The sequence below is a fragment of the Rhizobium sp. CB2179 genome, from assembly GCF_057653455.1.
In genome coordinates this window covers 410,229-436,863 of record NZ_JBYGKR010000003.1, presented here as the reverse complement: position 1 = coordinate 436,863, position 26,635 = coordinate 410,229, and the positions used below count along the sequence as shown (strand labels likewise).

At 61.9% G+C, this 26,635-nt stretch carries 23 protein-coding genes and 1 pseudogene; 11 read left to right on the top strand and 13 right to left on the bottom strand.

The window, feature by feature from the left end; translation table 11 throughout:
• Positions 1-23: 23 nt before the first annotated feature.
• The 3 genes from AC244Q_RS30515 to AC244Q_RS30505 all read left to right on the top strand — a co-directional run bounded on the left by AC244Q_RS30515 (position 24) and on the right by AC244Q_RS30505 (position 3,948).
• Positions 24-2,732 carry a sensor histidine kinase gene (locus AC244Q_RS30515; RefSeq protein WP_128407964.1) on the top strand — a complete coding sequence of 903 codons (2,709 nt, stop codon included), beginning with the start codon at positions 24-26 and terminating at the stop codon, positions 2,730-2,732.
• The gene (locus tag AC244Q_RS30510; RefSeq protein ID WP_012763295.1) at positions 2,729-3,421 is read left to right on the top strand and encodes a response regulator transcription factor; all 693 of its coding nucleotides are present in this window, start codon (positions 2,729-2,731) and stop codon (positions 3,419-3,421) included. The genes AC244Q_RS30515 and AC244Q_RS30510 overlap by 4 nt, the downstream gene beginning before the upstream one ends.
• A gap of 71 nt (positions 3,422-3,492) precedes the next feature.
• Entirely contained in the window at positions 3,493-3,948 is a 456-nt protein-coding gene (locus AC244Q_RS30505) for a PTS sugar transporter subunit IIA (RefSeq protein WP_003553925.1), read from the top strand.
• 114 nt (positions 3,949-4,062) lie between these two features.
• Here the strand turns inward: AC244Q_RS30505 and AC244Q_RS30500 are convergent, their stop codons facing one another.
• Positions 4,063-5,067: a porin gene (locus AC244Q_RS30500; RefSeq protein WP_128407965.1), complete on the bottom strand. Its 1,005-nt coding sequence runs from the start codon at positions 5,065-5,067 to the stop codon at positions 4,063-4,065.
• Between the two features lie 360 nt (positions 5,068-5,427).
• Between AC244Q_RS30500 and AC244Q_RS30495 the strand changes: the two genes are divergently transcribed.
• The 5 genes from AC244Q_RS30495 (at position 5,428) to AC244Q_RS30475 (ending at position 10,290) form a co-directional block, all read left to right on the top strand.
• Positions 5,428-6,453, top strand: coding sequence for a sulfate ABC transporter substrate-binding protein (locus tag AC244Q_RS30495; RefSeq protein WP_012763298.1), 1,026 nt, complete (start codon positions 5,428-5,430; stop codon positions 6,451-6,453).
• An 8-nt stretch (positions 6,454-6,461) separates the two neighbouring features.
• A complete protein-coding gene (gene cysT, locus AC244Q_RS30490; RefSeq protein WP_003553931.1) occupies positions 6,462-7,319 on the top strand; it encodes a sulfate ABC transporter permease subunit CysT in 858 nt (285 codons plus the stop codon).
• Complete coding sequence (cysW, locus tag AC244Q_RS30485; protein WP_012763299.1) at positions 7,309-8,181, top strand: sulfate ABC transporter permease subunit CysW; 873 nt, start codon at positions 7,309-7,311, stop codon at positions 8,179-8,181. The genes cysT and cysW overlap by 11 nt, the downstream gene beginning before the upstream one ends.
• Positions 8,182-8,191: 10 nt before the next feature.
• Entirely contained in the window at positions 8,192-9,232 is a 1,041-nt protein-coding gene (locus AC244Q_RS30480) for a sulfate/molybdate ABC transporter ATP-binding protein (RefSeq protein ID WP_003553934.1), read from the top strand.
• Between the two features lie 221 nt (positions 9,233-9,453).
• Positions 9,454-10,290 (top strand): cell wall hydrolase, encoded by an 837-nt coding sequence (locus AC244Q_RS30475; RefSeq protein ID WP_128408163.1) that lies wholly within the window; start codon positions 9,454-9,456, stop codon positions 10,288-10,290.
• A gap of 55 nt (positions 10,291-10,345) precedes the next feature.
• Here AC244Q_RS30475 and pepT read toward each other — a convergent pair whose 3' ends face one another.
• The 8 genes and pseudogenes from pepT to AC244Q_RS30435 form a co-directional block, all read right to left on the bottom strand.
• Positions 10,346-11,578, bottom strand: a complete 1,233-nt coding sequence (gene pepT / locus AC244Q_RS30470) for a peptidase T (protein ID WP_128408162.1) — start codon at positions 11,576-11,578, stop codon at positions 10,346-10,348.
• Positions 11,579-11,682: 104 nt separating this feature from the next.
• A pseudogene (locus tag AC244Q_RS30465) lies at positions 11,683-12,436 on the bottom strand (metallophosphoesterase).
• Positions 12,437-12,506: 70 nt separating this feature from the next.
• Entirely contained in the window at positions 12,507-13,565 is a 1,059-nt protein-coding gene (locus AC244Q_RS30460) for an ABC transporter ATP-binding protein (protein WP_017996489.1), read from the bottom strand.
• A gap of 4 nt (positions 13,566-13,569) precedes the next feature.
• Entirely contained in the window at positions 13,570-14,400 is an 831-nt protein-coding gene (locus tag AC244Q_RS30455) for a carbohydrate ABC transporter permease (RefSeq protein WP_003553943.1), read from the bottom strand.
• 4 nt (positions 14,401-14,404) lie between these two features.
• A complete protein-coding gene (locus tag AC244Q_RS30450) occupies positions 14,405-15,340 on the bottom strand; it encodes a carbohydrate ABC transporter permease (RefSeq protein ID WP_026157612.1) in 936 nt (311 codons plus the stop codon).
• Between the two features lie 95 nt (positions 15,341-15,435).
• Positions 15,436-16,695 carry an ABC transporter substrate-binding protein gene (locus AC244Q_RS30445; RefSeq protein ID WP_128407620.1) on the bottom strand — a complete coding sequence of 420 codons (1,260 nt, stop codon included), beginning with the start codon at positions 16,693-16,695 and terminating at the stop codon, positions 15,436-15,438.
• A 35-nt stretch (positions 16,696-16,730) separates the two neighbouring features.
• On the bottom strand, positions 16,731-17,903 hold the full coding sequence (locus AC244Q_RS30440; protein ID WP_017996491.1) for a PLP-dependent transferase: 1,173 nt from the start codon (positions 17,901-17,903) through the stop codon (positions 16,731-16,733).
• Positions 17,900-18,622: a FadR/GntR family transcriptional regulator gene (locus AC244Q_RS30435; protein WP_003553952.1), complete on the bottom strand. Its 723-nt coding sequence runs from the start codon at positions 18,620-18,622 to the stop codon at positions 17,900-17,902. The genes AC244Q_RS30440 and AC244Q_RS30435 overlap by 4 nt, the downstream gene beginning before the upstream one ends.
• Before the next feature lie 221 nt (positions 18,623-18,843).
• Between AC244Q_RS30435 and AC244Q_RS30430 the strand changes: the two genes are divergently transcribed.
• Together AC244Q_RS30430 and AC244Q_RS30425 are read left to right on the top strand one after the other, a co-directional pair.
• Positions 18,844-19,122 (top strand): hypothetical protein, encoded by a 279-nt coding sequence (locus AC244Q_RS30430; protein WP_128407619.1) that lies wholly within the window; start codon positions 18,844-18,846, stop codon positions 19,120-19,122.
• 376 nt (positions 19,123-19,498) lie between these two features.
• Entirely contained in the window at positions 19,499-21,124 is a 1,626-nt protein-coding gene (locus AC244Q_RS30425; protein ID WP_012763306.1) for a carboxylesterase/lipase family protein, read from the top strand.
• Between the two features lie 77 nt (positions 21,125-21,201).
• Here AC244Q_RS30425 and AC244Q_RS30420 read toward each other — a convergent pair whose 3' ends face one another.
• Complete coding sequence (locus AC244Q_RS30420) at positions 21,202-22,032, bottom strand: SDR family oxidoreductase (RefSeq protein WP_128407618.1); 831 nt, start codon at positions 22,030-22,032, stop codon at positions 21,202-21,204.
• A gap of 110 nt (positions 22,033-22,142) precedes the next feature.
• Here AC244Q_RS30420 and AC244Q_RS30415 point away from each other — a divergent pair, with 110 nt between their 5' ends.
• Complete coding sequence (locus AC244Q_RS30415; protein WP_128407617.1) at positions 22,143-23,048, top strand: LysR family transcriptional regulator; 906 nt, start codon at positions 22,143-22,145, stop codon at positions 23,046-23,048.
• 7 nt (positions 23,049-23,055) lie between these two features.
• Here the strand turns inward: AC244Q_RS30415 and AC244Q_RS30410 are convergent, their stop codons facing one another.
• The 3 genes from AC244Q_RS30410 to AC244Q_RS30400 all read right to left on the bottom strand — a co-directional run bounded on the left by AC244Q_RS30410 (position 23,056) and on the right by AC244Q_RS30400 (position 26,529).
• Positions 23,056-23,946 (bottom strand): LysR substrate-binding domain-containing protein, encoded by an 891-nt coding sequence (locus tag AC244Q_RS30410; RefSeq protein ID WP_128407616.1) that lies wholly within the window; start codon positions 23,944-23,946, stop codon positions 23,056-23,058.
• Positions 23,947-24,156: 210 nt separating this feature from the next.
• Positions 24,157-24,972 carry an endonuclease/exonuclease/phosphatase family protein gene (locus tag AC244Q_RS30405; RefSeq protein WP_017996496.1) on the bottom strand — a complete coding sequence of 272 codons (816 nt, stop codon included), beginning with the start codon at positions 24,970-24,972 and terminating at the stop codon, positions 24,157-24,159.
• 93 nt (positions 24,973-25,065) lie between these two features.
• Positions 25,066-26,529 (bottom strand): phospholipase D-like domain-containing protein, encoded by a 1,464-nt coding sequence (locus AC244Q_RS30400; RefSeq protein ID WP_128407615.1) that lies wholly within the window; start codon positions 26,527-26,529, stop codon positions 25,066-25,068.
• Positions 26,530-26,635: the final 106 nt, after the last annotated feature.

Below are 26,635 nucleotides of genomic sequence, written 5' to 3'. Positions count from 1 at the left end.
TCATCTGCAGAAAGACCATACGCATGCCAGACGACAATCGCGACCAGGCCGGCAGGCCCTCGCCCGATGCGCTTCTCGAAAAAGCCCGGGCTGAAACGCGCGGCCGTCTGAAGATCTTTCTCGGAGCCGCCCCCGGCGTCGGCAAGACCTACGAGATGCTCGTCTCCGGCCGTGCCAAGATCGCCGACGGTCTCGATGTCGTCATCGGCGTCGTCGAGACCCACGGCCGCAAGGAGACCGAAGCGCTTATCGCCGGCTTCGAAATCATCCCTCGCGTCGAAATCAGCTACAAGGGCCGGCCGCTCGAGGAAATGGACCTCGACGGTATCCTCGCCCGCCGGCCTGATCTCGTGCTGGTCGACGAACTCGCCCATACCAATGCCGAGGGCAGCCGCCATCCGAAGCGCTATCTCGACGTCAAGGAATTGCTCGATCGCGGCATCGATGTCTATACGACGCTGAACATCCAGCATGTCGAAAGCCTGAACGACGTCGTCTCGCAGATCACCCGCATCCGTGTGCGCGAGACGGTGCCGGACTCGATCATCGATCTTGCCGACGACATCGAGATCATCGACCTGACGCCGGATGATCTGATTAAGCGCCTGCATGACGGCAAGGTCTACATGCCGCGCACCGCCGAGCGGGCGCTGACCAACTATTTCACGCCAGGCAACCTGACGGCGCTCAGAGAACTTGCGCTGCGCAAGACCGCCCAGCGCGTCGACGACCAGTTGCTTTCCCATATGCAGGCCCATGCAATTTCCGGCCCATGGGCGGCGGGCGAGCGGGTGCTCGTCTCGGTCGACCACCATTCACGTTCCGCTTCGCTGGTGCGTTACGCCGCCCGCATGGCCTCGCGGCTGCGTGCGCCATGGGCCGCCGTCTATATCGAGACCAACCGCTCGATCAATCTGACCGAAGCCGAACGCGATACCGTCGCCGCGACGCTGCGCCTCGCCGAGCAGCTCGGTGGCGAGGCGATTACCCTTCCCGGTCGCGAGGTGGCTGAAGAGCTCGTCGGCCACGCCACTGCCAACAACGTCACCCATATCGTCATCGGCGCCCCGAAGAAGCCGACATGGCGGGACTGGTGGGGCCGCTCGATCACCGACGAGCTGATCCGCAGGGCCGGCGAGATCAGCGTCCATGTCATTTCCGGCAATGAGAAGGACGGCACCACCGCGCGCGGCGTGAGGGCGGCGGCCACCCCGCCGCCACTGGATCTCAGGGCCTATCTGCTGGCGACCGGTTATGTCGCCATCGCGCTCGCCGTCGGCGTCGTGCTCGACCAGGTGCTCGACGTGCGCAACCTCGCCCTCGTCTTTCTGATGGCCGTGCTGACCTCAGCCGTCCTCCACGGCCTGCGGCCGGCCCTTTACAGTTGCATCCTCAGCGCGCTGTCCTTCAACTTCTTCTTCCTGCCGCCGCGCTACACGCTGACGATCAGCGATCCGGAAAGCGTGCTTGCGCTCTTCTTCTTCCTGGGCGTCGCCATCATCGCCAGCAACCTGACGGCGACCGTGCAGCGCCAGGCCGCCGCCGCCCGCCAGCGGGCGCGCACGACCGAAGATCTCTATCTCTTCTCGAAAAAGCTCGCCGGCACCGGCACGCTCGATGACGTGCTCTGGGCAACCGCCTTCCAGCTTGCCTCGATGCTGAAGGTCCGCGTCGTGCTGCTGCTGCCGGAAGAGGGCAGCATCGCCGTCAAGGCCGGTTATCCGCCTGATGATACGCTCGATGACGCGGATATTGCCGCCGCCCGCTGGGCCTGGGAGCACAACCACGCCGCCGGCCGCGGCGCCGATACCCTGCCCGGCGCCAAGCGCCTCTATGTGCCGCTGAGAACCGGGCGCACCGCCGTCGGCGTCATCGGCCTCGACAGCGACCGCCGCGACGGGCCGCTGCTGACGCCGGAGCAACAGCGGCTGCTCGATGCGCTCGACGACCAGGCGGCCCTTGCCATCGAACGTGTGCAGCTCGTCGCCGATGTCGACCGGGCAAGACTTGGGGCCGAAGCCGATCGGTTGCGCTCTGCGCTGCTGACATCGATCTCGCACGACCTGAAGACACCGCTTGCCGCCATCCTCGGCGCCGCCGGCACGCTGCGCGACTATTTCGCCTCGATGCCGGAGGAGGATCGCAGCGATCTGCTGTCGACCGTCGTCGACGAATCCGAACGCCTCAACCGCTTCATCGCCAATCTGCTCGACATGACCAAGATCGAATCCGGCGCGATGGAACCGAACTCGGCACTGCATTATGCCGGCGATATCGTCGGCAGCGCACTTCGCCGTGCCGCAAAGATCCTCGACGGCCACAAGACAGAGATGAGTATTCCCGCCGACTTGCCGATGGTGCGCGTCGACCCCGTCCTGTTTGAGCAGGTGATCTTCAACCTGCTCGACAATGCCGCGAAATATGCGCCCGAGCAATCGGTGATCCATATCGAGGGCTGGGCCGATGCCGACAACGTCGTCGTGCAGATTTCGGACGAAGGCCCAGGCATTCCGCCGACCGATCTCACCCGCGTCTTTGACACCTTCTACCGCGTGCGCAAGGGCGATCAGGTGCGCGCCGGCACCGGGCTTGGCCTTTCCATCTGCCGCGGCTTCATCGAGGCGATGGGCGGCACGATCACCGCCGGCAACCGGACGGGCCGTCCGGGCGCCGTCTTCACCATCCGCCTGCCGAAACCCAACGACATTCCGAAAGTGGATGAACTCCGATGACCGGTTCAGCCGTCAAGATCCTCGTCGTCGACGACGAGCCTCCGATCCGCAAGCTGCTCCGCGTCGGCCTGACCGCGCAGGGCTACGAGGTGCGCGAGGCGCCGAACGCCGCCGCCGCCCGTCAGTCGGTCGCCGACGACATGCCCGACCTCATCGTGCTCGACCTCGGCCTGCCCGACACATCAGGCCACGACTTGCTGCAGGTGTGGCGCGACGAAGGGCTTTCCATGCCCGTCGTCATTCTGTCCAGCCGCACCGACGAGGCCGGTATCGTCAAGGCGCTGGAAAGCGGCGCCGACGATTACGTCACCAAGCCCTTCGGCATCAACGAACTCGGCGCCCGCATCCGCGTGGCGCTGCGCCACCGCCTGCAGCAACAGGGCGAAAAGGCGATCTTCCAGACCGGCGGGCTGTCGATCGATCTCGTCAAGCGCATCGTCAAGGTCGAAGGCGCGGAAATAAAGCTGTCGCCGAAGGAATACGACATCCTGCGCGTGCTCGCCCAGCATGCCGGCAAGGTGCTGACACACCAGTTTCTTCTAAAGCAGGTATGGGGGCCGGCGGCGGATGTGCAGTATCTGCGCGTCTATGTCCGGCAGCTGCGGCAAAAGGTCGAGCAGATTCCCGACCAGCCGCACTATATCACCACCGAGACCGGCGTTGGCTACCGGCTCAGGGAACCGGATTGAACTCCCTTCCCTCCCGCTGCCGGAACACTATCGAGCCGAACAGTATCGAGCCGAACAGTATCGAGAATGACATGAACCTTCCCAACATCATCCGCCCGGAACACACCTTCATCGGCGTGTCGGCGCCGACGAAATGGCGCGCGCTGCAGACCATCGCCGACAAGGCCGCCAAGGCTTTCTCCGTCGACGGCCAGACCATCCTGAAGGCGCTCGAAGCGCGTGAGAAGCTCGGCTCGACGGGGATCGGCAACGGCATCGCCATCCCGCATGCGGCAATCGACGGCATGACCAGCCCGCGCGGCCTTCTCCTCCGCTTTGCCCATCCGCTGGATTTCGAGGCGATCGACGATATCCCGACGGATATCGCCTTCGTGCTGCTCTTCGGGGAAAACAATCGCGGCGAATATCTGAACGTGCTTTCTGCGATCGCCAGGCGGCTGCAATCGGACGGCACGCTTGTCGCCATGCGCAAGGCACGAACGGTCGACGAATACTATTCCGATTTCATCGCCGATTCACGGGTATGACGTCCAAATTGAATAGCGGGAGCATGATGTCGTCCGAAAACCGCTCACACGTTTCGGCATCATAAAAAAGGCGCGGCCCGAAGGCCGCGCCCGCTCGTCTGCAATCAGACTATCTTAGAAATCGCGCTGGAAGCGCAGGAAGCCGAACACTTCGTCGTCGCCTTCGTCCTCATCGTGATATTGCACGCTGAGCTTCGAACGCAGGTCTTCGACGATCTGGTAGTCGATGGTGACACCGGTCGTGTAGGCGCTGCCGCCGGTGAAACCGTTGCCGTCAGCCTCGAGAGCGATGTTCTCGAAGTACTGGAAGCCCGGGGTGACCGACCACTTGTCGTTGATCTTCAAGGCATACTCTGCTGCGATCGTCCATTCGGACTCTTCGTAGTAGTAGTTGGCGCCGCTTGCCCATACGCCGGCAATGCCGAGCGTGCCCGGGCCGATGTCGGCATAAACGATACCGCGGACAGCGACTTCGCTGGTGTCGGTGTCGTAACCGGCAAGCAGGTAAGCGCTGATGGCGCCGGCCTTGTAGGAGACCTGGCCTGCGACACCAAAGTTGTTCGGGCCGTCGCCCGGCTTGGTGGCGTAGACTTCGACCGAGATGCCGGCCGCGAAAGCGCCATTCTCGTACTGATAACGGATCGAGTTGTGGGTCGTCTCGTTGCTGGCGAGCGTATCGGTCTCGCCGCTCATGTCGTCATCCCACCAGCTGTACAGCTTACCGGCGCGGAAACCGGCAATGTCGAGATAGCCTTCATCGAGCAATGCTTCCTGATCGGAGGCATCGTCGGCATTGTAACGCAGTGTGATGACGCCGGTGAGCGTACCGTACTCGGTGTCGTTCTTGGTCTGGAAGGTGACCTGACCACGAGTCCAGAAGTCTACGTCGGAATCGCCGGATATCTGCTGACCGAAGCGCACTTCGGTACGGATATAACCGCCGATCGAAAGGCATGTTTCCGTCCCCGGAATATAAAAATAGCCGGTACCGTAGGCGTCGCAAACGCGAACATATTCCACGGGCTCGGGTTCCGCCGCCACGATGGCGTCGGCTGCGCGGGCTCCGGAGGCCGCGGCAAGGGCGGCAACGGAGGCAAAAAGGATAGTTCTGATATTCATTTTGAATGGCCCTAACAGGTTTGGAATGCGAGGCGCACTTCAAGGGTACCCCCGCGTAGCAGTCGGCGAATACGACCGCACGGGAGCCATATAGGAATCCGCAAGTGTCATCGCGGCAAAATCTTGGCAAAAATCTGCATCACCATGTCGTTTTCGTGGAGGAACTGTGGCCAAAAAAACACGGCCCTGCGGCAGGCAGCGCCCGGTGACCAATTGGCCGCGGCCAACTTCGGCACGTCCATTTCCAAATTGCCGCTTAAATGGAATGGCATTCTAACAGCCATGCCGGAACCGGAAGAACCTTTGTTTCATTATACGACCGAGTTGATAGAGTTAAGGCAGAAAACAGGAGGGTTCCCCATGCAGACACAACGGCTCACCCGGCTCATCGCAGCTGCGGTCATGGCAGGCAGCTTCGCGATCGGAAGCATTGCTCCGGCATTCGCAGATCAGACGCTTCTTAACGTTTCCTACGATCCGACCCGCGAATTGTACAAGGATTTCAATGCCGCCTTTGCCGCCAAGTGGCAAAAGGACAATGGTGAAACCCTGACGATCCAGGCTTCGCATGGCGGTTCCGGCGCCCAGGCCCGCTCGGTCATCGACGGTCTCGACGCCGATGTCGTGACACTTGCCCTCGAAGGCGATATCGACGCCATCGCCAAGGCGACCGGCAAGATCCCGGCCGACTGGAAGACCAAGTTCCCCAACAATTCGACGCCTTATACGTCGACGATCGTCTTCCTCGTGCGCAAGGGCAACCCGAAAGGCATCAAGGATTGGGGAGACCTGGTCAAGGACGACGTGCAGGTGATCACCCCGAATCCTAAGACATCGGGCGGCGCGCGCTGGAACTTCCTTGCCGCATGGGCATGGGCCAAGCAGTCAAATGGCGGCGACGAAGCCAAGGCGCAGGAATACGTTGCGAAACTGCTGCAGCACGTCCCGGTTCTCGACACCGGCGCTCGCGGCGCCACGACCACCTTTGTCCAGCGCGGCCTCGGCGATGTGCTGCTCGCCTGGGAAAACGAAGCCTATCTTTCGCTCGAAGAGCTCGGTCCCGACCAGTTCGAGATCGTAACACCGACCTTCTCCATCCGCGCCGATCCGCCGGTCGCCGTCGTCGACGGCAATGTCGACAAGAAGGGCACGCGCAAGGTCGCCGAAGCCTATCTCAACTACCTCTATTCGGACGAAGGCCAGAAGATCGCCGCCAAGCACTACTATCGGCCGACCAAGCCGGAAGCCGCCGATCCGGCTGACATCGCCCGCTTCCCGAAGCTGACGCTGGCGACCATCGACGACTTCGGCGGCTGGAAGGACGCACAGCCTAAATTCTTCGGCGACGGCGGCGTATTTGACCAAATCTACAAGCCGGCCCAATAATAGACTTCATGAAAGCACATAGCCCCACGCGGTGGCGGTTCAAACGGCCGAGCGTCATTCCGGGTTTCGGAATGGCGCTCGGCTTTACCTTGACCTGGCTCACCCTTCTGATCCTCATCCCGCTCTCGGGCCTTGCCGTCCGCTCGAGCGCGCTCGGCTGGGAGAAATTCTGGTCGATCGCGCTCGATCCGCGCACGCTGAACGCGTTGCGCATAAGCTTCGGCAGCGCCTTCATCGCCGCGATCGTCAATGCCGTCTTCGGCATCATTCTCGCCTGGGTGCTGGTGCGTTACCGCTTCCCCGGCAAGCGCATCATCGATGCCATGGTCGACCTGCCCTTCGCGCTGCCGACCGCCGTTGCCGGCATCGCACTGACGACGCTCTATGCGCCGAACGGCTGGATCGGCCAGTTCCTGACGCCGCTCGGCATCAAGATCGCCTTTACGCCTACCGGCATCGTCGTGGCGCTGATCTTCGTCGGCCTGCCCTTCGTGGTGCGTACCGTGCAGCCGGTCATGGAGGAGATCGACAAGGAAGTGGAGGAGGCCGCGGCAACGCTCGGCGCCAATCGCTTCCAGACGATTTTCCGCGTGTTGCTGCCGGGGCTGGCGCCCGCCGTGCTCACCGGCTTTGCGCTGGCCTTTGCCCGCGGCGTCGGCGAATACGGCTCGGTCATCTTCATCGCCGGCAACCTGCCGTTCAAATCGGAGATCGCGCCGCTGCTGATCATCATCAAGCTCGAAGAGTATAATTATGCGGCAGCGACCGGCATTGCGGCGATCATGCTGATCATCTCGTTCGCCATGCTGCTCGTCATCAATCTCATCCAGAGCTGGAGCAGGCGGAGGTACGGCTATGGCGCTTGATGCGACCGCTCAACCAACGAAGCTGCGTTCGGTGACCACCGAAAACAGGATCGCGCGCTTCAGCCTGATCATCCTCTCGCTCGTCTTCCTGCTGCTGATCCTGCTTCTGCCGCTCGCAGCCGTCTTCGTCGAGGCCTTCCGCAAGGGGGCCGGCCCGTTCCTCCAGGCGCTCGCGGACGCCGAGACCTTCTCGGCGATCCGCCTGACACTGATCGTTGCCGGCGTCAGCGTGCCGCTCAACCTCGTCTTCGGGGTTGCTGCCGCCTGGGCGATCGCCAAGTTCGAGTTCAAGGGCAAGGCGTTCCTGACGACGCTGATCGACCTGCCCTTCTCGGTCTCGCCCGTCATATCGGGCCTGGTCTTCGTTCTGCTGTTCGGCGCCAATACCTGGCTCGGCCAGTGGTTCAGCGCTCACGACATCAAGATCCTATTCGCCGTGCCGGGGTTGATCCTCGCCACCATGTTCGTCACCTTCCCCTTCGTCGCCCGCGAGCTGATCCCGCTGATGCAGGAACAGGGAACGGCCGACGAGGAGGCAGCGCTTTCGCTCGGCGCCAGCGGCTGGCAGACCTTCTGGCACGTGACGCTGCCGAACATTAAATGGGGACTGCTCTACGGCGTGCTTCTCTGCAACGCCCGCGCCATGGGCGAATTCGGCGCCGTCTCGGTGGTATCCGGCCACATCCGCGGCCAGACGAACACCATGCCGCTGCAGGTAGAAATTCTCTACAACGAGTATAATTTCACCGGCGCTTTTGCGGTCGCCACGCTTTTGGCCTTGCTCGCGCTCGTAACTCTTGTTTTGAAGACGCTGCTGGAAATGCGCTATAGCGCAGAAATCGCCGCCAGCCGGCGGCACTGAAGGATTTGGAATGGAAGTACGCGTTCAAAACATTCGCAAGGAATTCGATCGTTTTCCGGCGCTGCACGATGTCTCGCTCGACATCCGCTCCGGCGAGCTGATCGCACTGCTCGGTCCATCGGGCTCCGGCAAGACGACATTGCTGCGGCTGATCGCCGGCCTCGAAAGCCCGACGGAGGGGCTGATCTTCTTCGGCGACGAGGATGCCTCGAAGAAATCAGTGCAGCAGCGCAATATCGGCTTCGTCTTCCAGCACTATGCTCTCTTCCGCTACATGACGGTGCTCGAAAACGTCTCCTTCGGCCTGAAGGTCAGAAACAGTGCGCGGCGGCCGCCGAAGGCCGATATCCGCAGGCGGGCGCTGGAACTGCTCGACCTTGTCCAGCTTTCGGGTCTCGAAAAACGCTACCCAGCCCAGCTTTCCGGCGGCCAGCGCCAGCGTGTGGCGCTCGCCCGCGCCATGGCCGTCGAGCCGAACGTGCTGCTGCTCGACGAACCCTTCGGCGCGCTCGACGCCCAGGTGCGCAAGGACCTGCGCAAATGGCTGCGCGATATCCACGATCGCACCGGACATACCACAGTCTTCGTCACCCACGACCAGGATGAGGCGCTGGAGCTTGCCGACCGCGTCGTCGTCATGAGCCAGGGCGCGATCGAACAAGTGGGCACGCCGGACCAGGTTTACGACAATCCCAATTCTCCCTTCGTCTTCGGCTTCATCGGCCAGTCGAACTGCCTGCAGGTCGAGATATCAGACGGCGACATTCGCTTCGAAGGTCGCTCGCTCGGCCTCAATGCCGAAGGCGAGCCGGATGGCACGGCGCAGCTCTATTTCCGCCCGCACGACGTCAGGCTTTGCGAATCAGCTGAAAACTGTATCGCCGGCCAGCCGGTCTCCAGCCGCCGCGTGGCAGGCACCCGCCATATCGAATTGGATATCGGCAATGATCGCCCGCATATCGAGATCGAATTGCCACCGAGCGAGGCCGACAGGCTTGACCGCAACCGGGTAGCCTTCAAGCCGACCCGCTGGAAACTGTTCCGCAGCTGATGGGGATTGGTGACGCTAACACCTTGAATTCCTGAACCATTTATCCCTAAATCGATTCCGATTTAGGGGATTATGCAGAAGGCCATCGCCGGAATCGTATTTGGCGAGAGTCCCTTAAGGTTTTTGTTATCTAAGGTTGTTTGTATTTCAGTCATATGACGAGTAAAACGTTTACGCTTAACCATTAAGGGCTGGACTAATCCCATAGGAGGCACCTGGCGTTGAGGGCGGAGATTTCCTTTGGAAAATCCCTGATCGGGATTTTGTTCGTGGGACTGGCAGCTGCAAGCTGCACAACGACATCGAAACCGGCGGCAACGGCGGCGAACACCAAGACGAAGCCGGGCCAAGCGGCGAAAGTCACGTTCAATTATACGGCCAAAGACCGCGAGTGCCTGCAGCGCGCGATGTATTTCGAATCGCTGCATTCGGACAAGGACGGCTACATGGCTGTCGGGACCGTGGTCATGAACAGGCTCACCTCCGGCGCCTATCCGACGTCGATCTGCGGCGTGGTGGCCCAGAAACGGCAGTTCGCGCCCGGCGTGATGACGCGCGAAGTCAAGCCGCAGGCGGAAACCGAGCTTGCCAGCGCGGCCGATGCAATCCTTGTTAAAGGCGCACGCCATCCTGCGGTGAAGGACGCGATGTTCTTCCACACCGATGGGCTGAAATTCCCGTACGACAACATGCACTATGTGACGGTTGCCGGCGGCAACGCCTTCTACGAGAAGCGCGACTCCAACGGCATGCTTGAAACGCCGCCGCCGCTGCCCTCCTACGAGGTGGCGATGAACTATGTGCCCGGCGAAAGCATGCTGCCGCCGCAATTCGAGGCCCTGATACCCTCGGCGGTTCCCGTTCCTCTCCCGGCTCCAGACCCCATGGCGACGGCGAGCACGGGGCAGATGCGGATCACGGCGCCGGTGACCGCGCCGGAAATATCCCCGGTAACATCGGTCGAGCCCGAGCCGGGAATGCCCATTGCGATCCCTATCCCCCGGCCCGCCTATGACAGCGTGATGCTGCGTGAAAGCCTTCCAGCGAACGGCGGTTAAACCAGCCGCCGTTCCGGTATGAGTTAGATGGAAGCGCGCTTTTGCTGGACTTGTTTTAGGCGCGCTCTTCCCAAACCCTCGCCAGTTCCACGATCGTCTTCACCGCCTTTTCCATGTCCTGGCGGCTCACCCATTCGAGCGGCGAGTGGAAGGCGTGGCCGCCGGCGAAGATGTTCGGGCACGGCAGCCCCATGAAGGAAAGACGCGACCCATCGGTGCCGCCGCGGATGCTGCCGCGCACCGGCGTCATGCCGGCCCGGCGCACCGCTTCGATCGCGTTGTCGACGATCTCCGGGTGACGATCGAGCACCACCTTCATGTTGCGATACTGCTCCTTCACCTCAAAATGATAGGTCGAGCCGGGATAGACAGCCATCACGTCCTTGACGATGCCTTCGAGCATCGATTCCTTTTCCGTGAGACCCTTGTCGGTGAAATCACGGATGATAAAGCTCAGCGACGCCTTCTCCATCGAACCGGTCACGCCTGTGGGATGGATGAAGCCCTGCTGGCCTTCCGTGGTCTCGGGGGCAATATCCCTCGGCAGCCGATCGATGATGGCGCCAGCGATTTTGATGGCGTTTTCCATGCGGTCCTTGGCAAAGCCGGGATGGATCGCCACACCTGATATGCTGATCTCGACGCCGTCGGCCGAAAACGTCTCATCCTCGATATGGCCGGCCGTCTCGCCGTCCATCGTATAGGCGAAGTCGGCACCGAGTTTCTTCAGGTCGACCTTGTTGACGCCGCGCCCGACTTCCTCGTCGGGCGTGAACAGGATCTTGATCGTCCCGTGCCTGATATCTGGATTGCCGACGAGTATCTGAGCCGCGGTCATGATTTCGGCCAGTCCGGCCTTGTCGTCGGCGCCGAGCAATGTCGTTCCATCGGTCGTGACGATATCATTGCCAATCTGGTTCTGCAGTTCGGGATGATCGCTGACGCGGATCACCCGGCCGGTGTCGCCGGCAAGCTTGATATCGCCGCCGGCAAAATTCCTGATGATCTGCGGCTTGACATCAGTGCCGCTGAAATCGGGTGCCGTATCCATGTGCGAGCAGAAACAGATGACCGGCACCGTCTTGTCGCTATTGGCCGGAATGGTCGCGTAGACATAGCCGTGTTCATCGAGATGCGCGTCCGCAAGGCCGATCTTCAGCAGTTCATCGACCAGAACGCGGCCGAGATCCTTCTGCTTGCCGGTGGTCGGCTGCGTCGACGAGGCGGGGTCCGATTGCGTGTCGATAACGACATAACGGAGAAAGCGGTCGAGAACAGTGTCGGTCATGGCATCCAATCCAGCAAGATCACACGGACGATATAGCCCTCATGGGCGATGCGGAAAAAGATTTTTCCGCTCGCAGCACGTGAGGAATGATCGTGCAATCCCTTTCATGCGCCCCTGTCTAATATCGGAACCGAGACCACGTGTGAAACCAGCCTGCCGTCGCTGACCTCATGCATGAGGAAGGACGGAGCGTCGATCACCGAAAGATCGGCACGGCCGTCCAGCAGAAGCGGATTGGGCGGGCAAAGGGAGCCGCAGGTCTGGACAGTCATCGATCCCAGCCGGCCAAAAGCGGATCGGTGAACATGGCCGCAGAGAATCGCCAGTGGTAGCCTGTCGATCGTCTCCAGGGTGCTGAGAAGCGCACTGCCGTTTCTGCATCCGACCTGGTCACAGCACCTCGATGCCGATCCGCAACGGCGGCTGATGCATGAAGAGAAGGGAGGGCGTCGTCACATCCGCAAGCGCGCTCGCCAGCCACGGCAGGTGCGGCAGGACGTCGCCGTAACTCTGACCGGCAACGGTCACATCGACACCGAAGAGGGTCAGCCCATCGACGGCTGTCCGGAAATGCATCGGTCCCGTCGCATTGATCCACGTGCCGACAGCGACAAGTTCGGAGCGCATCAATTGCACATCGTCACCGTTGCCCGGCAACAGATGGACGGGGCAGTCCAGCGACCGCAGGTTTTCGGCGACAAGGCGATAGCCGTGCCGCCATCGGTCGTTTACCAGATCTCCGGTGACAACAAGCACATCCGGGCGGAACGATTTCAGCCAGCCTATCGCTCGCTCCAGCGTCCGCAGCGACGAAAGGTCTGGCCCCGCATGGATATCGGAAATCTGCGCAACGAGCATGTTCTGCCTCCCCGCCCCTGCCGGAGACACTATGCCGAAACCGACAGCATCGGGCTACCGGCCTAACCGTTCAATCGACGCGTTTTCCCTCGCCGTCGAACACATGCAGATATTGAGCCGGGAAGGCCACATTGACCTTGGGACCTGCCTTCAGCGCTTCGCGGTTCAGCGTGAAGATCTTGAACGGCAGACCATGCAGGGCAAGGTGCAGGATGATGCCGAAGCCTGTCGGTTCGACGAGTTCCACATCCGCGGCAAGCCCCGCCCCGCCGTCACTCATCAGCACATGCTCCGGCCGGATGCCGAGCGTCACCTTTGCGCCGTCTGAAAGCGGCAAAGGCTTTGCAAGCGGCACGATCGTGCCGTCCTTCAGCTTCACGCCGCCGGCATCGTAGGTGGCCTCGAGGAAATTCATCCCAGGCGAGCCGATGAAGCCGGCAACGAAGAGATTGGCGGGGCGGTCGTAGAGTTCCAGGGGACCGCCGACCTGCTGGACCACTCCGCCATGCATGGCGACAATCCGGTCCGCCAGCGTCATTGCCTCGATCTGGTCGTGGGTCACGTAGATCGAGGTCGCCTTCAGGTCGCCATGCAGTTTCTTGATTTCGGCGCGCATCTGTTCGCGCAGGCGCGCATCGAGGTTGGACAGCGGTTCATCGAACAGGAAGGCCTTGGGCTGGCGCACGATGGCGCGGCCCATGGCGACGCGCTGTCGCTGGCCACCGGAAAGCGCCTTCGGCCTGCGTTCGAGCAACGGATCGAGGCCGAGCTTTGCGGCAGCCGCGGCGACCGCGCCTGCAATCTTCTCCTTCGCCACCTTCCGCAGCCTGAGGCTGTAGCTCATATTGCCGGCGACATTCATATGCGGGTAAAGCGCGTAGGACTGGAACACCATGGCGATGTCGCGGTCCTTGGGATGCAACTCGTTGACCCTATTGCCGGCGATGCGGATCTCGCCTGATGTGACCTCCTCAAGCCCGGCGATCATCCGCAGCAGCGTGGACTTGCCGCAGCCGGACGGACCGACGAGCACGACGAATTCGCCGTCCTGGATTTCCAGGTTGACGCCGTGCAGCACCTGCACATGGCCATAGGCTTTGCGGATATTCCGGATATCGATCGATGCCATTTGTTTAACCCTTGACCGCGCCGGCCGTCAGGCCCTGGACGAGATAGCGCTGGATGAGCAGGAAGAAGAGGCCGGCCGGAATGAGCGCCATGACGCCCGCCGCCATCATCTGCCCGAAATCCACCGAGAATTTCGAAACGAAGGTAAGAAGGCCGACGGGGAAGGTCGCCGCGTCATTACCGTTGATCAGCATCAGCGCGAAGAGCAGCTCGCTCCAGGCGGCGGTGAAGACGAAACCGAGTGTGGCGGCGATCCCCGGCAGCGTCAGCGGCAGGATGATCTGGCGAAATGCCGTGAACTGCGTCGCGCCGTCGATCTTCGCCGCCTCTTCGAGATCCCTTGGGATGCCGTCGAAGAAAGACTGCATCAGGAACGTGGCGAAAGGCACGTTGAAGGCGGTGTAGACGATGACGAGCCCGGTCAGGCTGTTGGTCAGATGCAGCGGCGACAGGATCTTGAAGATCGGCGCGACCAGCATGACCAGCGGGAACATCTGGGTCAGCAGCATCAGAGCGACAATCCAGTATTTTGCCCGGAAATTGAAGCGGGAAAGCGCATACCCCGACAGCGAGGCGCAGATGGTCACGGTGATGGCCGTCGAGGCCGAGACGATCAGGCTGTTCTTGAAGAAGGTCGGAAAGGCGCTGTGCCGCAGGACAAAGGCATAATGATCCCAAGTCGTGCGCGACGGCCACATGCGCACGCCCTCGCTATAGAGGAGGTCGTTCGGCGTCACCGAGACCTTGAGCAGCCAGAACAGCGGAAAGAGCGCGAAGGCGATGTAGCAGAGGATCGCCAGACGGTGTGCGATGGTGGGAATGACGGATCGTCTCATGATCTCAATCCTTGTTCAGCAGCGTCTGCCGGAGCAGGATGATCAGCATCGAATAGGCAAGCAGCAGTACGAGCAGCACCAGCGCGATCGCCGAGGCATAACCGAAATCGAGCCGCCTGAAGGCTGTCGTGAAGATATAGCTGGCGACGATCTGCGTTCGGTCTGCCGGCCCGCCATTGGTCATGACGACGATGAGATCGGCGAAATTGGAAATCCACACGGTGCGCAGCAGCACGGTGATGGCGATCGTTGGCGCCAGAAACGGCAGGGTGATCGAGCGGAACCGCTGGAACCAGCCGGCGCCGTCGATCGACGCCGCCTCATAGAGATCGCGCGGGATCGCCTGCAAGGCGGCGAGCAGGGTAATGGCGAAGAAGGGAATGCCCCACCAGACATTGGCGACGATCGGCCCCCACATCGCATAATTGGGATCGGAGAGGATATTGCCCGGCTCATGCATCAGCCCAAGGGCGAAGAGCCAGTGCGGGATCGGCCCGATGACGGGATTGAACAGCCAGGCCCAGTTGAGGCCGGCAAGAAAGGACGGCACGGCCCAGGGCAGGAAGACCAGCGCCTGGGCGATTGCCCGGCCCTTGAACGGCTTGTCAAGCAGCAGCGCCAGGATCAGCCCGAAAACGAACTGCAGGACGACGGAGGCGCCGGTCCACCATAGCGTGTTTCGCAGCGCCCCGTAGAAGGCGGCGTCGCCTGAAAGCTCGCGGAAATGATCGAGCCCGACGAAGCCGCCGGAAAACGGATTGAGCAGCTGGATATCGCGGAAGGCGTAGGAAATGCCCACCGTCAGCGGCACCAGCATCACCGCAATGATCAGGATCAGCGACGGCGCGCTGTAGAGATAGGGCTCCGAAGCATCGGCAACGCGACGCAGCCATGGTCTGCGGTCGCGACGCATGTCGAGCGTATCGGCGGAAATGGTCATCAGCCAAAAGGTCCCGTTCGCGGCGTTCTGCGCCGTCTGTGTCATCAAAAAAGCGGCGGCGGCCTGTTTCGAGGCCGCCGCCGTCAGTCCGTCGCTTATTTCTTGGCGAGGAACTTCTGCTGCGCCTTGGTGAGGTATTCCGCCCACTGGTCGGCCAGATCCTTCGCCGAGATATCGCCGAGCATCGCCTGTTGCGAGGTCTTGATCGCCAGCGAATCCTTGAAGAAGGCGAATTCCTCGAGATAGGTCGGCATGACTGTTGGTACCGTGTTCGGGTCGGCCAGTTCCTCGAACCAGCCCTTGAACTGGTCACCGGAGTAGAAGGGATCCTTCTCGGCCGCCGTATAGGCCGGCAGGGCGCCGATGCGCTTGTTCCACTCGATATTGCCTTCCGGCCCTTCGAGCGTGGCGATCAGCTTCCAGGAGAGATCCTTGTTGCCGCTGGTGGTGAACATCGACCAGCCGCCATAGCCGATCGTCGGGAAGGACTTGCCGTCAGGCCCCTTCGGCAGCGGCATGACGCCGAAATCCTCCTTCTTCATGCGTTCGGCAATGGCGATCAACGCATCCGGATCCTGATCGAGGAATGCGCAGGTGCCAGAATAGAAGCCGGCGACGACCTCGTTGAAGCCCCAGTTGACGCTGTCCTTGGGCGCATAGCCCTTCTTGTAGAGATCGACCATCCATTCGATGCCCTTGGCCCAGCCGGGGCTGTTCATCGTCGAGGTGCCGTCGTCGTTGAAATACTTGTTCGAGCCGGCCATCGAGGCGGCGAAGATCATCCAGCCGTTTAGGCCGCCCGCTCCGCCGCGCATGCAGTAGCCGTATTTGCCGGACAGTTTGGAAACCTTCTCCGAAGCGGCGGTGAATTCTTCCATCGTCTTCGGCGGCGCGGCGACGCCGGCTTCCGCAAGCAGCTTCTTGTTGTAGAACATCGCCCTGAGATAGAATCCGTAGGGCAGCATATAGGCGGTGTTCTTGACGTCGCGGCCGAGTTCGAGCGCGCGCGGCGTCAGCTCCTTGGTGTGCTCCCACTTTGCAAGGTAGGGCTCCAGGCTCTCGAGCATGCCGTTATTGGCATAGAGCGACAGCCAGGTATCGGGCATTTCCATCACATCGGGCACGTCGCCGGCAGACACCATGGTCGCGAACTTCTGGAACGCTTCGTTCCAGGGCAGCGAGATGATGTCGACCTTGGTGCCGGGATTGGCGGCTTCGAACTTGCCGACGATCGATTTCAGCGTTTCGGTGCGCTCCGGGCTGGTGATGACTTCGACAAGCTTGAGCGTCGTATCGGCAAAGGCCGTGCCCGCCATCATCGAAGCAAAGATCGTCGAGATTATTAGTTTTTTCATGGCTCAGTTCCCCCTTATTAGGTTTCTCTCGGGTTTCAGGATTGTGAGGCGGCGGCGAGCGCCTCCTCGATGTCTCTCCACAAAGCCTCGGTTCCTTCGAGGCCGACATGGAGACGTACGGATCGCGCATGGATGCCGAAGGCATGTGCGGAATTCGGCTGTGCTTTCTGCTGGAGCACCACCTCGCCCGGTACGATCAGGCTTTCATGTCCACCCCAGCTTACGCCCAGTTTGAAGAGCTTGAGGTGATCGGCGAAGGCACGGATATCCACGCCGTCGCGGAATATGAAGGAAAACAGGCCCGAGGTGCCGATGAGGCCAGTGGGCAGACGGTTGGCGAGCCCCGGATGGCAGACCGTCTCCACCACGCCGAGCTTCTGAAGGCGCCTGGCGATTTCAAGCGCCGATGCCTCGTGGGCTTTCATGCGCAGCGGCAGCGTGCGCAACCCGCGGATCAGCAGCCAGGCGTCGAACGGCGAAAGCTTGCCGCCGAGATAGGGATAGGCCTCGGCCTTGACACGCGCGATCATCGCCTTCGAGCCGGCGATGACGCCGGCCACCACATCGCTGTGGCCGCCGAGATATTTCGAGGCTGAATGGATGACGAGATCGACGCCGAGCGTCAGCGGCCGCTGGAAGAACGGGCTTGCCCAGCTGTTGTCGATCATCGAGACGGCGCCATGTTGTCTGGCGAGTGCTGCGAGCGCGCCGACGTCATGCGCCTCCATCACCCAGCTCGTCGGGCTTTCCATGTAGAAGAGTTTGGCGCCGGGCAGCGCCTTGGCGACCGCCTCCTCGTCGCGTCCGTCGACATAGGTCACCTCGATCTTCATCCGCTTCAGGATGGTGCCGAACAGGCGAAAGGCATCGGGATAGACATGCTTGACGGCAACGATGCGGTCGCCCGGCTCGACGAAGCTTAGGACCGCCGATGAGATCGCCGCCATGCCGCTTGCAAAACCCAGCGCATCCTCGGCACCTTCGAGCTTGGCGAGCATTTCTTCGAAGGCACGCACCGTCGGGTTCAGGCCGCGCGTATAGATCGGCCGCACCCTCTCGCCGCGATAAGAGGCGATCATGTCGTCATAATCGGAAAAGGTGAAAAGCGAGGTCTGGAAAATCGGCGGCACGACGGCGTCGGCGAAGTTGCCTTCGTCGTGCGCCGTGATGAGGGAAGCAAGATCGAACGGTTCAGAGCCGTTGCTCATTTGGACATTTCCTTGATGTCTTCCTCGACGATATCGAGAATTTTCAACGTTTCGGCGCGCGCCGCCTCGGGATCCCCGGCAGCGATCGCATCGAAAAGGGTGCGGTGAAAGGGAAAGGACCGGCGCGCGAAATCCTGGCGGTCGAACGGATGCTCCCAGAAGCGCTCGAAGGTCTCGCGCATCTGCTCGAGAAGCTGGCGAAACAGCGGATTGTGGGTGGCGTCGTAGACGGCGAGATGGAAGGCCAGATCCTCCGGCCCGGAGGTACCCTTCTCCAAGTGCACCCGCTCCATCGCGTCCAGCTTTTCCTCGATGACGACGAGGTCTGTGTTCGTGCGCCGCCGGGCCGCGACCATGCCCGCCTCGCATTCGATGCCGCGTCGAACCTCCAGCGTCTGCAGCAGCACGTCGCGCAGATGAACCGTGTCGAAAGACAGCGGCATGTGGATCGTCGCCCTGGAAACCGGTTTCAGCAGATAGGTACCGCTGCCCTTGCGCGTCTCGATGACGCCGAGCGCCTGGAAGTGGCGTATCGCCTCGCGAATGGTCGAGCGGCCGACGGCAAGGGCTGCCATCAACTCGCGCTCGGCCGGAAGCCTATCGCCCGCCTTCAACCTGGCTTCCTCGACATAATCCGCTAGCGCATCGGTCACCTGACGCGCGCGGTCCATGACTGGAAGCGGCCGGATCACCGGCCTGTCGCTGCTATTTGCCTTCATGGTTCCCCATTTTCTTGTCAGGCAGCCGACCTCTGTAATTGGTCTGACATCTTAGCATTTCTCAAAGATGGAAAGACGTCAAGGGGCGTTTGTTGGTCGGCCGGCCGCTCCACAATTCCCTTTGCACCTCCGAAATGGTTTCAGCGCGGCGCTTACCGCGGGCACGCAGTGGAACCGCCTCTCTCTTCAGGTGTTCCTGTCGATCAGCAGGGAGCTTTCAAATGACCTACGTCGCATCGCCAAGCTACGACCGTAACGACGCCAGCCGCGCTTCGAACCTTCGTCAGTGTCTCGAGACCGCCAGACGCCGCCTCGATGAGATATCGCACAACTCGGAAACCGAGAAAATTGAAACGCTCGTGGCTTCCGCCGTCGAGGCGGGTTGGGAAGAGGATGAAGTGCGCGAGGCCCTGAGCGCCGGCGACGAGCAAGGAAACAAGATGCCGGAGCACAAACCACCCGTCCCAACGATCGGCGTGGTCCCTTCGTCATCTTTTTGACAAGTGGCGGATGCTAGCGCGGTCCTGGCAAGCGGCGGGATCTCGGCTTATCTCGCCGTGTGATCACCTGTGCGGATAATGTTGCCCAATCGCCACCACCCAGGCGCCGATGGTGTTCCGTCAGGCATGCTCGAGACGCTCGACGTCCGGCGGGACCAAACCGCGTGGAAGCGGCCCGCCCGGCGTCAGATCTCCTGTTCATTGGTGGCCGGTCGGCAAGAAAGACTCGTCCAACCCTCCGGCATGATCCTCTCTCCGGCAAACAGTCTGACCGTGGCGTGAAAAAGCGTCGGCGCCGACCTAGTTAGTCACCGACGGCCGGGGATGGCGGCCGTCGGACTTTTGAACTTACAATCAACGACAAGAGGATAAGTTGATGAAAAGGACGTTTCTATATTATTGCACTTTGATATCCGCGCTATCGGCGATGACGGCTTCTATTGTCGGCGCGCCCGCTCTCGCCGAAGAGTTTGTTGCTTCGCAGAGCAAGACGGTCGTCGAAACCAACAAGGGCAGTCTCGTCGGCGCACTCGACGATGGCATCTTTAGCTATCTTGGCGTCCCCTATGCACATGCCGACCGCTTCATGCCGGCGGAAGAGGTCGCGCCCTGGAAAGGCATCCGCCCCGCGGTCACCTATGGCGAGAACTGCTTTATCCCCCGCATGAAGGAAGTGGCCGGCGACGAACTCTTCAATCCGCACCGCTATCTGCCGATGAGCGAAGCCTGCCAGTTCCTGAACATCTGGACGCCGGCGATCAACGACGGAAAGAAACGGCCGGTCATGGTCTGGATCCATGGGGGCGGCTTCACCAATGGTTCAGGCATCGAACTGACCTCGTATGACGGCCACAATCTGAGCAAGGACGGTGATGTCGTCGTCGTCACCCTCAACCACCGGCTCAACGTGCTCGGCTTCCTCGATCTTTCCGCTTACGGAGAGAAATACAAACGGACGGGCAATGCCAGCGTCACCGATCTCGTCGCCGCGCTGAAGTGGGTCCACGACAATGCCGCGGCCTTCGGCGGCGATCCCGGCAACGTGACGATTTTCGGCCAGTCCGGCGGCGGCTACAAGGTGCGCGCCTTGATGGGGACGCCTTCGGCGAAGGGCCTCTTCCAGAAGGCCATCGTTCAGAGCGGCTCCCGGAGCGATTCCGTCGTCGATCAGGCATCCTCGCGGAAGGTGGCCGAACTGACGCTTGCCAACCTCGGTCTCAAGGCTGAGGAAATCGACAAGCTTGCCGACGTCGACTACTACGATCTCCTTGCCGCGGCCGACAAGGCCATCAAGGACGCGACCGCCCAAGGCGCAAAAGACGCCCGCTACGCACCTGTTCAGGACGGGGACTACATTCCGGTGAACCCCGTCGGGACAGAGTGGGTTGACCAGGCCAAGGACATTCCGCTGATGGTCGGAAACACCCTCAACGAGTTCGAGACGGTGATCAATCACAAGGCGGGCGAGCTTCTTGCCGACAACAAGAACAACTGGGACGAAGACAAGTCCGAGGCCAAGCTGAAGGAGCGCTTCGCCGACAAATCCGACGCGGTCGGCAAGGCATTCATGGCGGCCTACCCCGAGAAAAAGATCGCCGACGCCTATTTCCTGGATCTGCGCTTCCGGCCGGGAGCCATCCGTGATCTCGACCTGAAGGCGAAGCAGAACGGGGCTCCGGTCTACTCCTACATGTTCGCCTACGAGTCACCGGTCCTGGATGGGATTGCCATGGCCTGGCATTGCTCGGAACTGCCCTACGTGTTTGCGAACGCCGCTCTGGTCAAGACGTCGACCGGTGGTGGGAGCGACGCCCTGGCGCTTTCCAGGAAGGTGAGCCAGGCCTGGGTCAACTTCGCGCGCAACGGCAAGCCGAGCGCCGAGGGCTTGCCCGACTGGCCGGCCTACACAACCGACAAGCCGGCGACCATGGTTCTCGACAAGCAGTCCCGCGTGTCAGTCGATCTCGATCGCAAGCTGCTGCAGGCGGCGGGCGCTCTCTAACGAGATTTGCAGGATGGGACATACGGCGCCTGACGACATCGACCAACCGGCACCGGCGGCGCATTTGCTGGTCCCGATCAGGCATCGACATCGGCTGAAATCGTCACCTCCTTGAAGGCGTCGAGTTCAGCCAACCGCTCGACCAGCGCCTTGCGGATCGAGGCATAGCTGCCGGCGCCAAGCGCCAGCCGCTTCGGAGCCAAGTGTTGTTCGGCAGCCTCGATCATCGCCTGCGCCATCTTGACGGGGTCACCCTTGGCCTCGAACCTGCCGTCGGCGATAGCGCGGCGGATGTCGCCGGCCGGCGTCGCGTCATAGGCTTTCATCGGCCGCGGCGCGACCAGCCCGCGGCCAAAATCGGTCCGCGCCGGACCTGGCTCGGCGATGATGAATTCGATGCCGAAGGGGGCGACCTCCTGCGAAACGGCTTCGATGAAGCCTTCGATGCCCCACTTGGTCGCGTGATAGAGGCTGAAATTCGGATAGGCGATTTGCCCGCCTTCCGAAGACACCTGCAGGATGCGGCCGCCGCCCTGCGCCCGCATATGCGGCAGTGCTGCCCGGATCACCTGGATCGAGCCGACCAGGTTGGTATCGATCTGATGGCGGATCTGTTCGTCGCTGACCTCTTCGGCAGCACCGAACAGGCCGTAGCCGGCATTGCTGACGACGACGTCGATCCGGCCCATCGCTCCAAAAGCGGCGTCGACGACCGAGCGCACCGTCCCATCATTGCTGACGTCAAGCGTCGCGATCCAGAGGTTGTCGCCGTAATGCGACTTCAAATCATCGAGCGCTGCCGGCTTGCGCACTGTCGCCGCGACGCGATCGCCGCGCGCCAGCAATTTTTCGGTCATGATGCGCCCGAAACCGGAGGAGGCGCCAGTAATCATCCATGTCTTTCCCATTGTCTTTACCTTTCATGCCGCGGCATTGCGGCTGCTCTTGAAGGTAAAGATAGATAAGCCTATTCCTGCTTCCATCCGTCGAATGCTGCATGAGTTGGTGAATTCTAGCCATGAATTACAAGCCGGGCCTTGCCGATCTGAGAGCCTTGTCTGCTATCGTCAACCATCGCAGCTTCCGCAAGGCTGCCGACGAGTTGGGCCTGTCGCCTTCGACGCTCAGCCATATGATGCGTTCGCTCGAAGCCAATATGGGCGTTCGGCTTCTCCACCGGACGACCCGCAGCGTGGCGGCGACGGAGGCCGGCGAGCGCCTCGTTACCCGTCTGACGCCACTGTTCAGGGATTTCGATCTGGCGCTCGAGGAGGTCAACGAATTCCGCGGCCATCCCAGCGGCACGTTGCGGGTCAATACCAGCGAGATCGCCGCGCGGGTGCTGCTCGATGCCGCCGTCCCGACCTTTCTCACCCGCTATCCCGACATGTCGCTCGATCTCGTCACCGACAATCGGCTCGTCGATGTCGTTGCCGACGGTTTCGATGCCGGCATAAGACTTCGCGAGGCGGTGCCGCTCGATATGATCGCGGTGGAATTCGGCGGAGATACCCGCTTTGTTGCCGTCGCTTCGCCGGCCTATCTGGCAGCGCATCCGGCGCCGCAGACACCGGACGCATTAAAGACCCACGCCTGCATCCGCTTCCGGCTGCCAAGCGGCAAGCTCTTCCGCTGGGAGTTCGAAAAACACGGCCACGAGCTTGCCGTCGACGTTCCGGGCGTGCTGACGCTCGACCATGTCGAGCTGATGGCGCAGGCGGCGGCAAAGGGGCTCGGCATCGCCTATGTCTCGGATCGCACCGCCCGGCCGTTTCTCGAAAGCGGCGCGCTCGTCACGGTGCTGGACGACTGGTGTCCTGCCATTCCGGGCCTCTGTCTCTATTATCCCGGCCACCGTCACGTGCCGCGGGGTTTGCGGGCCTTCATCACGGTGCTGACCGAGGTCGAGCGTCACGGCAGATAGGCCGCCTTCAGAAGGTTTCGATCCGGGAGTTGATCCAGCGGACAAAGAACGAGGCAGGCGGAGCGAGACGTTCAAAACTGCGCGCGACCAGCCAGTAGGCGCCGTGGGCAACGGCAAGGTCGGACAGGCGAAGCAACCGGCCCGCCCTGATCTCTTCCTCGGCGAAGATATCGTCCATCAGTGCTATGCCCTGCCCGCGCAGGACCGCCTGCATGACCAGCCCGCCATCGGCATAGACCGGCCCCCGCGCGATTTCCGGCATGGCGATGCCTGCCGTCTCGAACCAGCGGAACCACACGTCGCGGGTCTCCTCATGCAACAGCGTATGACAGAGCATGTCTTCCGGGCGGTCGATCGCAGGCCCTCCCTTGAGCAGCGCAGGTGCCGCGACCGGCACCATCCTGACATCGGCGAGATGCCCGCTCTCCGTCCTCGGCCAGGCGGTCACGCTGGCGCTGTGGCGGATGGCGATCTCGGCCTGTCCGCCTCGGAACTCGACCAGGCGTGAATCGGCGTCGATCGTCACGTCGATCTCAGGATGCCGTTCGCGAAACTCCGGCAGGCGGGGAACGAGCCAGCACGCCGCGAAGGAAGGTTCCACGCTGATCGTCAGCGCTGCCCTCGCCGGTCGGCTGCGGATTTCTTCCAGGGATTCGTCGATCCGGTCGAAGGATGACGTCAGGATCGCCAGCAGCTTGTTGCCCGAGGCGGTCAGATGGACGCCGCGATGGCGGCGCTCGAAGAGCGCTTCGCCCAGCAACGTCTCCAGCTCGCGGATCTGCCGGCTGACCGCCGCCTGCGAGATGAACAGCTCCTGCGCCGCCCGCGTGAAGCTCTCGAGGCGGCCGGCGACCTCGAAACTCCGCAAAGCGGTCAATGGCAGGCGTCCGCGCTTCATCCATAACCTCAAGTCATTCGAGGCCGACGATAAGCTCGTTTGAAGGCGCGAGGCAAGGGGCGGCATATGATTGCGAAGGAGAGATATCGATGCGCAAGCGGATATTCGAGATCATGTTGAACGCCATCCGGCTTGTGACGTTTCAGCCATGGCTGAGTGAAAGCGCCGGCCGAAGTGACAACGGCGACAGCACCCGCTGTCGCCATGACATCAACCCGCAACCGGTTCCAGATCGATCAGCGCCTTGATCGGCAGGTGGTCGGAGGCGATACGCGCGAGCGGCGTATCATGTGCTTCCACCTCCGAGATGATCCCCTTGCGGTTGGCGATGATGCGGTCGAGCGCCAGAAGCGGCAGGCCGGCGGGGAAACTCGGGACGGCGGGCGGCAGCGGTCCGAAGGCGGATTGAAAGGTGTTGAGCGAAGACCGGTCGCCGAGCCGCCATTCGTTGAGGTCGCCGAGCAGGATGGTCGGCATCTCGTGCCTGTCGTTGATCAGTTCGACCAGCATGCGCGCCTGCTGGGCTCTGCTATGGCGCAGCAGCCCGAAATGCGCGGCGATGATGCGCAGCACCCCGCCCTTCTCGAGTTCGATCTCGGCAACCAGCGCGCCGCGCGGTTCCAGCCCCGGCAGCTTGACCTGATGCACGTCATGCACCAGCCCCTTCTTGAAGAGCACGACATTGCCGTGCCAGCCATGCGCCTTCGCCATGCCGGCAATCGGGACCGCGATCAGTCCCGTTTCCCGCTCCAGCCGCCCGAGATCGAGAATGCCGGTGCGCTCGCCAAAGCGCGTATCGGCCTCCTGCAATGCTATCACGTCGGCGCCGATTTCGTGGATGACGCGGCTGGTGCGCTCCGGATCGAAGCGGCGGTCGGTGCCGATGCACTTGTGCACGTTGTAGGAGGCGATCAGCGTCCCCGCACTGGGCGGCCTTGCCTCCGTATAGGCTGCATCGAGCCGCTTTTTCCTGCTCCTGATCGAGGCGAGAATGCTGGCGGGAAGGCTGTCTTTTCTGGCGTGCATCGGCAGGCGCACTTGTTCCGTTGATCGAAAAGGCTTGTCTCAACAGTATAGGCGGGCAAGCCGGACTTGCCACGTCCGATCACAAAAAATCCTTCAGAGATAGGGCGACCCTAGCCACAGCACCTTCTCAAGCAGCCGCACCGGGAAGGGTCGCGCCTGCAGCCCCTCAAGCGTCACGGGCGTCGCGGTTTTCAAGGTTTCCTCGATGTGCTCGTCGATCTCGGCGGCGAAGCCCTCGTTCAGCACTTCGAGATCGACCTCGAAATTCAGCCGCAGCGACCGCGGATCGAGATTGGAAGAGCCGACATAGGCCCAGGTACCGTCGATCGTCAGCAGTTTCGAATGGCTGAAGCTGCCGGTGGAGCGCCAGATGCGGCAGTAATTCTTGAGGATCTGATCGAACTGCGCCGTCATCGCCCGGTCGACCAGCACGAGGTTGTTGAGCGCGGGCACGACGATATCGACTTCGACGCCGCGCCGCGCCGCCGTCACCAGGGCGCTGATGAGTTCGCGGTCCGGCAGGAAATAGGGCGACATGATGCGGATCGACTGGCGCGCCACGGAAAAGGCGCCCATCAGCATCTTGTGGTTGGTCTCGACGCTGCGATCCGGGCCGGAGGCGACGACGCGCATCAGGATGGGATCGCCAGGACTGCGCTCCGGCGGTTCGATGCGCCAGGGCTCGTCGTTCAACAACTCCTGCGTCGAGAAGCGCCAGTCTTCGGCGGCGAGGTCGAAAAGGTCGGCCACGACGGGGCCGGTGACGCTGAAGTGCGTGTCGTGGGCAAAGCTCTCGCCTGTTGCCTCCTCGCTGAAGCCCGCCCTGATGTTCATCCCGCCCGTCAGCGCGATTTTCCCGTCGACGATCAGGATCTTGCGGTGGGTGCGCAGATTGGCATAGGGCAGCCGTAAACCCATGATGACATTGCCGTTGAAGACGGCAACGGTGACGCCGCCTTCCCTCAGATGGCCGAGAATGCTCGGCACCGAATAACGCGCGCCGACCGCGTCGATCAGCACCCGGACTTCCACACCACGGCTGGCCGCCGCAATCAGCGCATCGGCGATGCGAAGGCCGACCGCATCGCGGTCGAAAATATAGGTTTCGAGCAGGATGCTGCGCGCCGCCTCGTCGATGGCGGTCTTCATCGCCGCATAGGCCTCGTCGCCGGTTTCCAGCACATCGATCGTATTGCCTGAAGTCAGCGGATTGCGCGTCACCCGGTCGCCGAGCGTCTGCAGCGCCGCGAAGCGGCGGCCGAACTGGCTGATCACCGTCTCGGCCTCGGCATCGAAGGTCTCGAGTTCGTCGAATTCGGCCGCAAGCAGCAGCGCGTCGCGCCGCACGCTCAACGATTTGCGGCGGATGCGGTTGATGCCGGCAATCGCATAGAGCACCGCGCCGATGATCGGAGACAGAATGATGACGCCGACCCAGCCAATCGCGGCGCGCACCTCCTCCTTGGTCATCGCGGCATGGATCGCCGCGGCAGCCCCCATGGCGATCGAAACGACAAAGAGGATATGCGGCCAGTAGGTCGACAGGAGATAGAACATCGCTGGCGAATATAGCCGCGAAACGCCGGCGATCAATCACAACGCTGTTCTCTCATGACGCGAAATTTTTTGCCGTGACCATTTTACCGCCGCCGCCCGCTTCACC

Coding starts and splice junctions, on each gene's coding strand:
- AC244Q_RS30420 (WP_128407618.1), bottom strand. CDS start 22,032: ATGGGAAAGACATGGATGATTACTGGCGCCTCCTCCGGTTTCGGGCGC.
- AC244Q_RS30450 (WP_026157612.1), bottom strand. CDS start 15,340: ATGACCATTTCCGCCGATACGCTCGACATGCGTCGCGACCGCAGACCA.
- AC244Q_RS30410 (WP_128407616.1), bottom strand. CDS start 23,946: ATGAAGCGCGGACGCCTGCCATTGACCGCTTTGCGGAGTTTCGAGGTC.
- AC244Q_RS30430 (WP_128407619.1), top strand. CDS start 18,844: ATGACCTACGTCGCATCGCCAAGCTACGACCGTAACGACGCCAGCCGC.
- AC244Q_RS30425 (WP_012763306.1), top strand. CDS start 19,499: ATGAAAAGGACGTTTCTATATTATTGCACTTTGATATCCGCGCTATCG.
- cysW (WP_012763299.1), top strand. CDS start 7,309: ATGGCGCTTGATGCGACCGCTCAACCAACGAAGCTGCGTTCGGTGACC.
- AC244Q_RS30515 (WP_128407964.1), top strand. CDS start 24: ATGCCAGACGACAATCGCGACCAGGCCGGCAGGCCCTCGCCCGATGCG.
- AC244Q_RS30435 (WP_003553952.1), bottom strand. CDS start 18,622: ATGAAGGCAAATAGCAGCGACAGGCCGGTGATCCGGCCGCTTCCAGTC.
- AC244Q_RS30505 (WP_003553925.1), top strand. CDS start 3,493: ATGAACCTTCCCAACATCATCCGCCCGGAACACACCTTCATCGGCGTG.
- AC244Q_RS30510 (WP_012763295.1), top strand. CDS start 2,729: ATGACCGGTTCAGCCGTCAAGATCCTCGTCGTCGACGACGAGCCTCCG.
- AC244Q_RS30415 (WP_128407617.1), top strand. CDS start 22,143: ATGAATTACAAGCCGGGCCTTGCCGATCTGAGAGCCTTGTCTGCTATC.
- AC244Q_RS30440 (WP_017996491.1), bottom strand. CDS start 17,903: ATGAGCAACGGCTCTGAACCGTTCGATCTTGCTTCCCTCATCACGGCG.
- AC244Q_RS30455 (WP_003553943.1), bottom strand. CDS start 14,400: ATGAGACGATCCGTCATTCCCACCATCGCACACCGTCTGGCGATCCTC.
- AC244Q_RS30445 (WP_128407620.1), bottom strand. CDS start 16,695: ATGAAAAAACTAATAATCTCGACGATCTTTGCTTCGATGATGGCGGGC.
- AC244Q_RS30460 (WP_017996489.1), bottom strand. CDS start 13,565: ATGGCATCGATCGATATCCGGAATATCCGCAAAGCCTATGGCCATGTG.
- pepT (WP_128408162.1), bottom strand. CDS start 11,578: ATGACCGACACTGTTCTCGACCGCTTTCTCCGTTATGTCGTTATCGAC.
- AC244Q_RS30405 (WP_017996496.1), bottom strand. CDS start 24,972: ATGCACGCCAGAAAAGACAGCCTTCCCGCCAGCATTCTCGCCTCGATC.
- AC244Q_RS30495 (WP_012763298.1), top strand. CDS start 5,428: ATGCAGACACAACGGCTCACCCGGCTCATCGCAGCTGCGGTCATGGCA.
- AC244Q_RS30500 (WP_128407965.1), bottom strand. CDS start 5,067: ATGAATATCAGAACTATCCTTTTTGCCTCCGTTGCCGCCCTTGCCGCG.
- cysT (WP_003553931.1), top strand. CDS start 6,462: ATGAAAGCACATAGCCCCACGCGGTGGCGGTTCAAACGGCCGAGCGTC.
- AC244Q_RS30480 (WP_003553934.1), top strand. CDS start 8,192: ATGGAAGTACGCGTTCAAAACATTCGCAAGGAATTCGATCGTTTTCCG.
- AC244Q_RS30400 (WP_128407615.1), bottom strand. CDS start 26,529: ATGTTCTATCTCCTGTCGACCTACTGGCCGCATATCCTCTTTGTCGTT.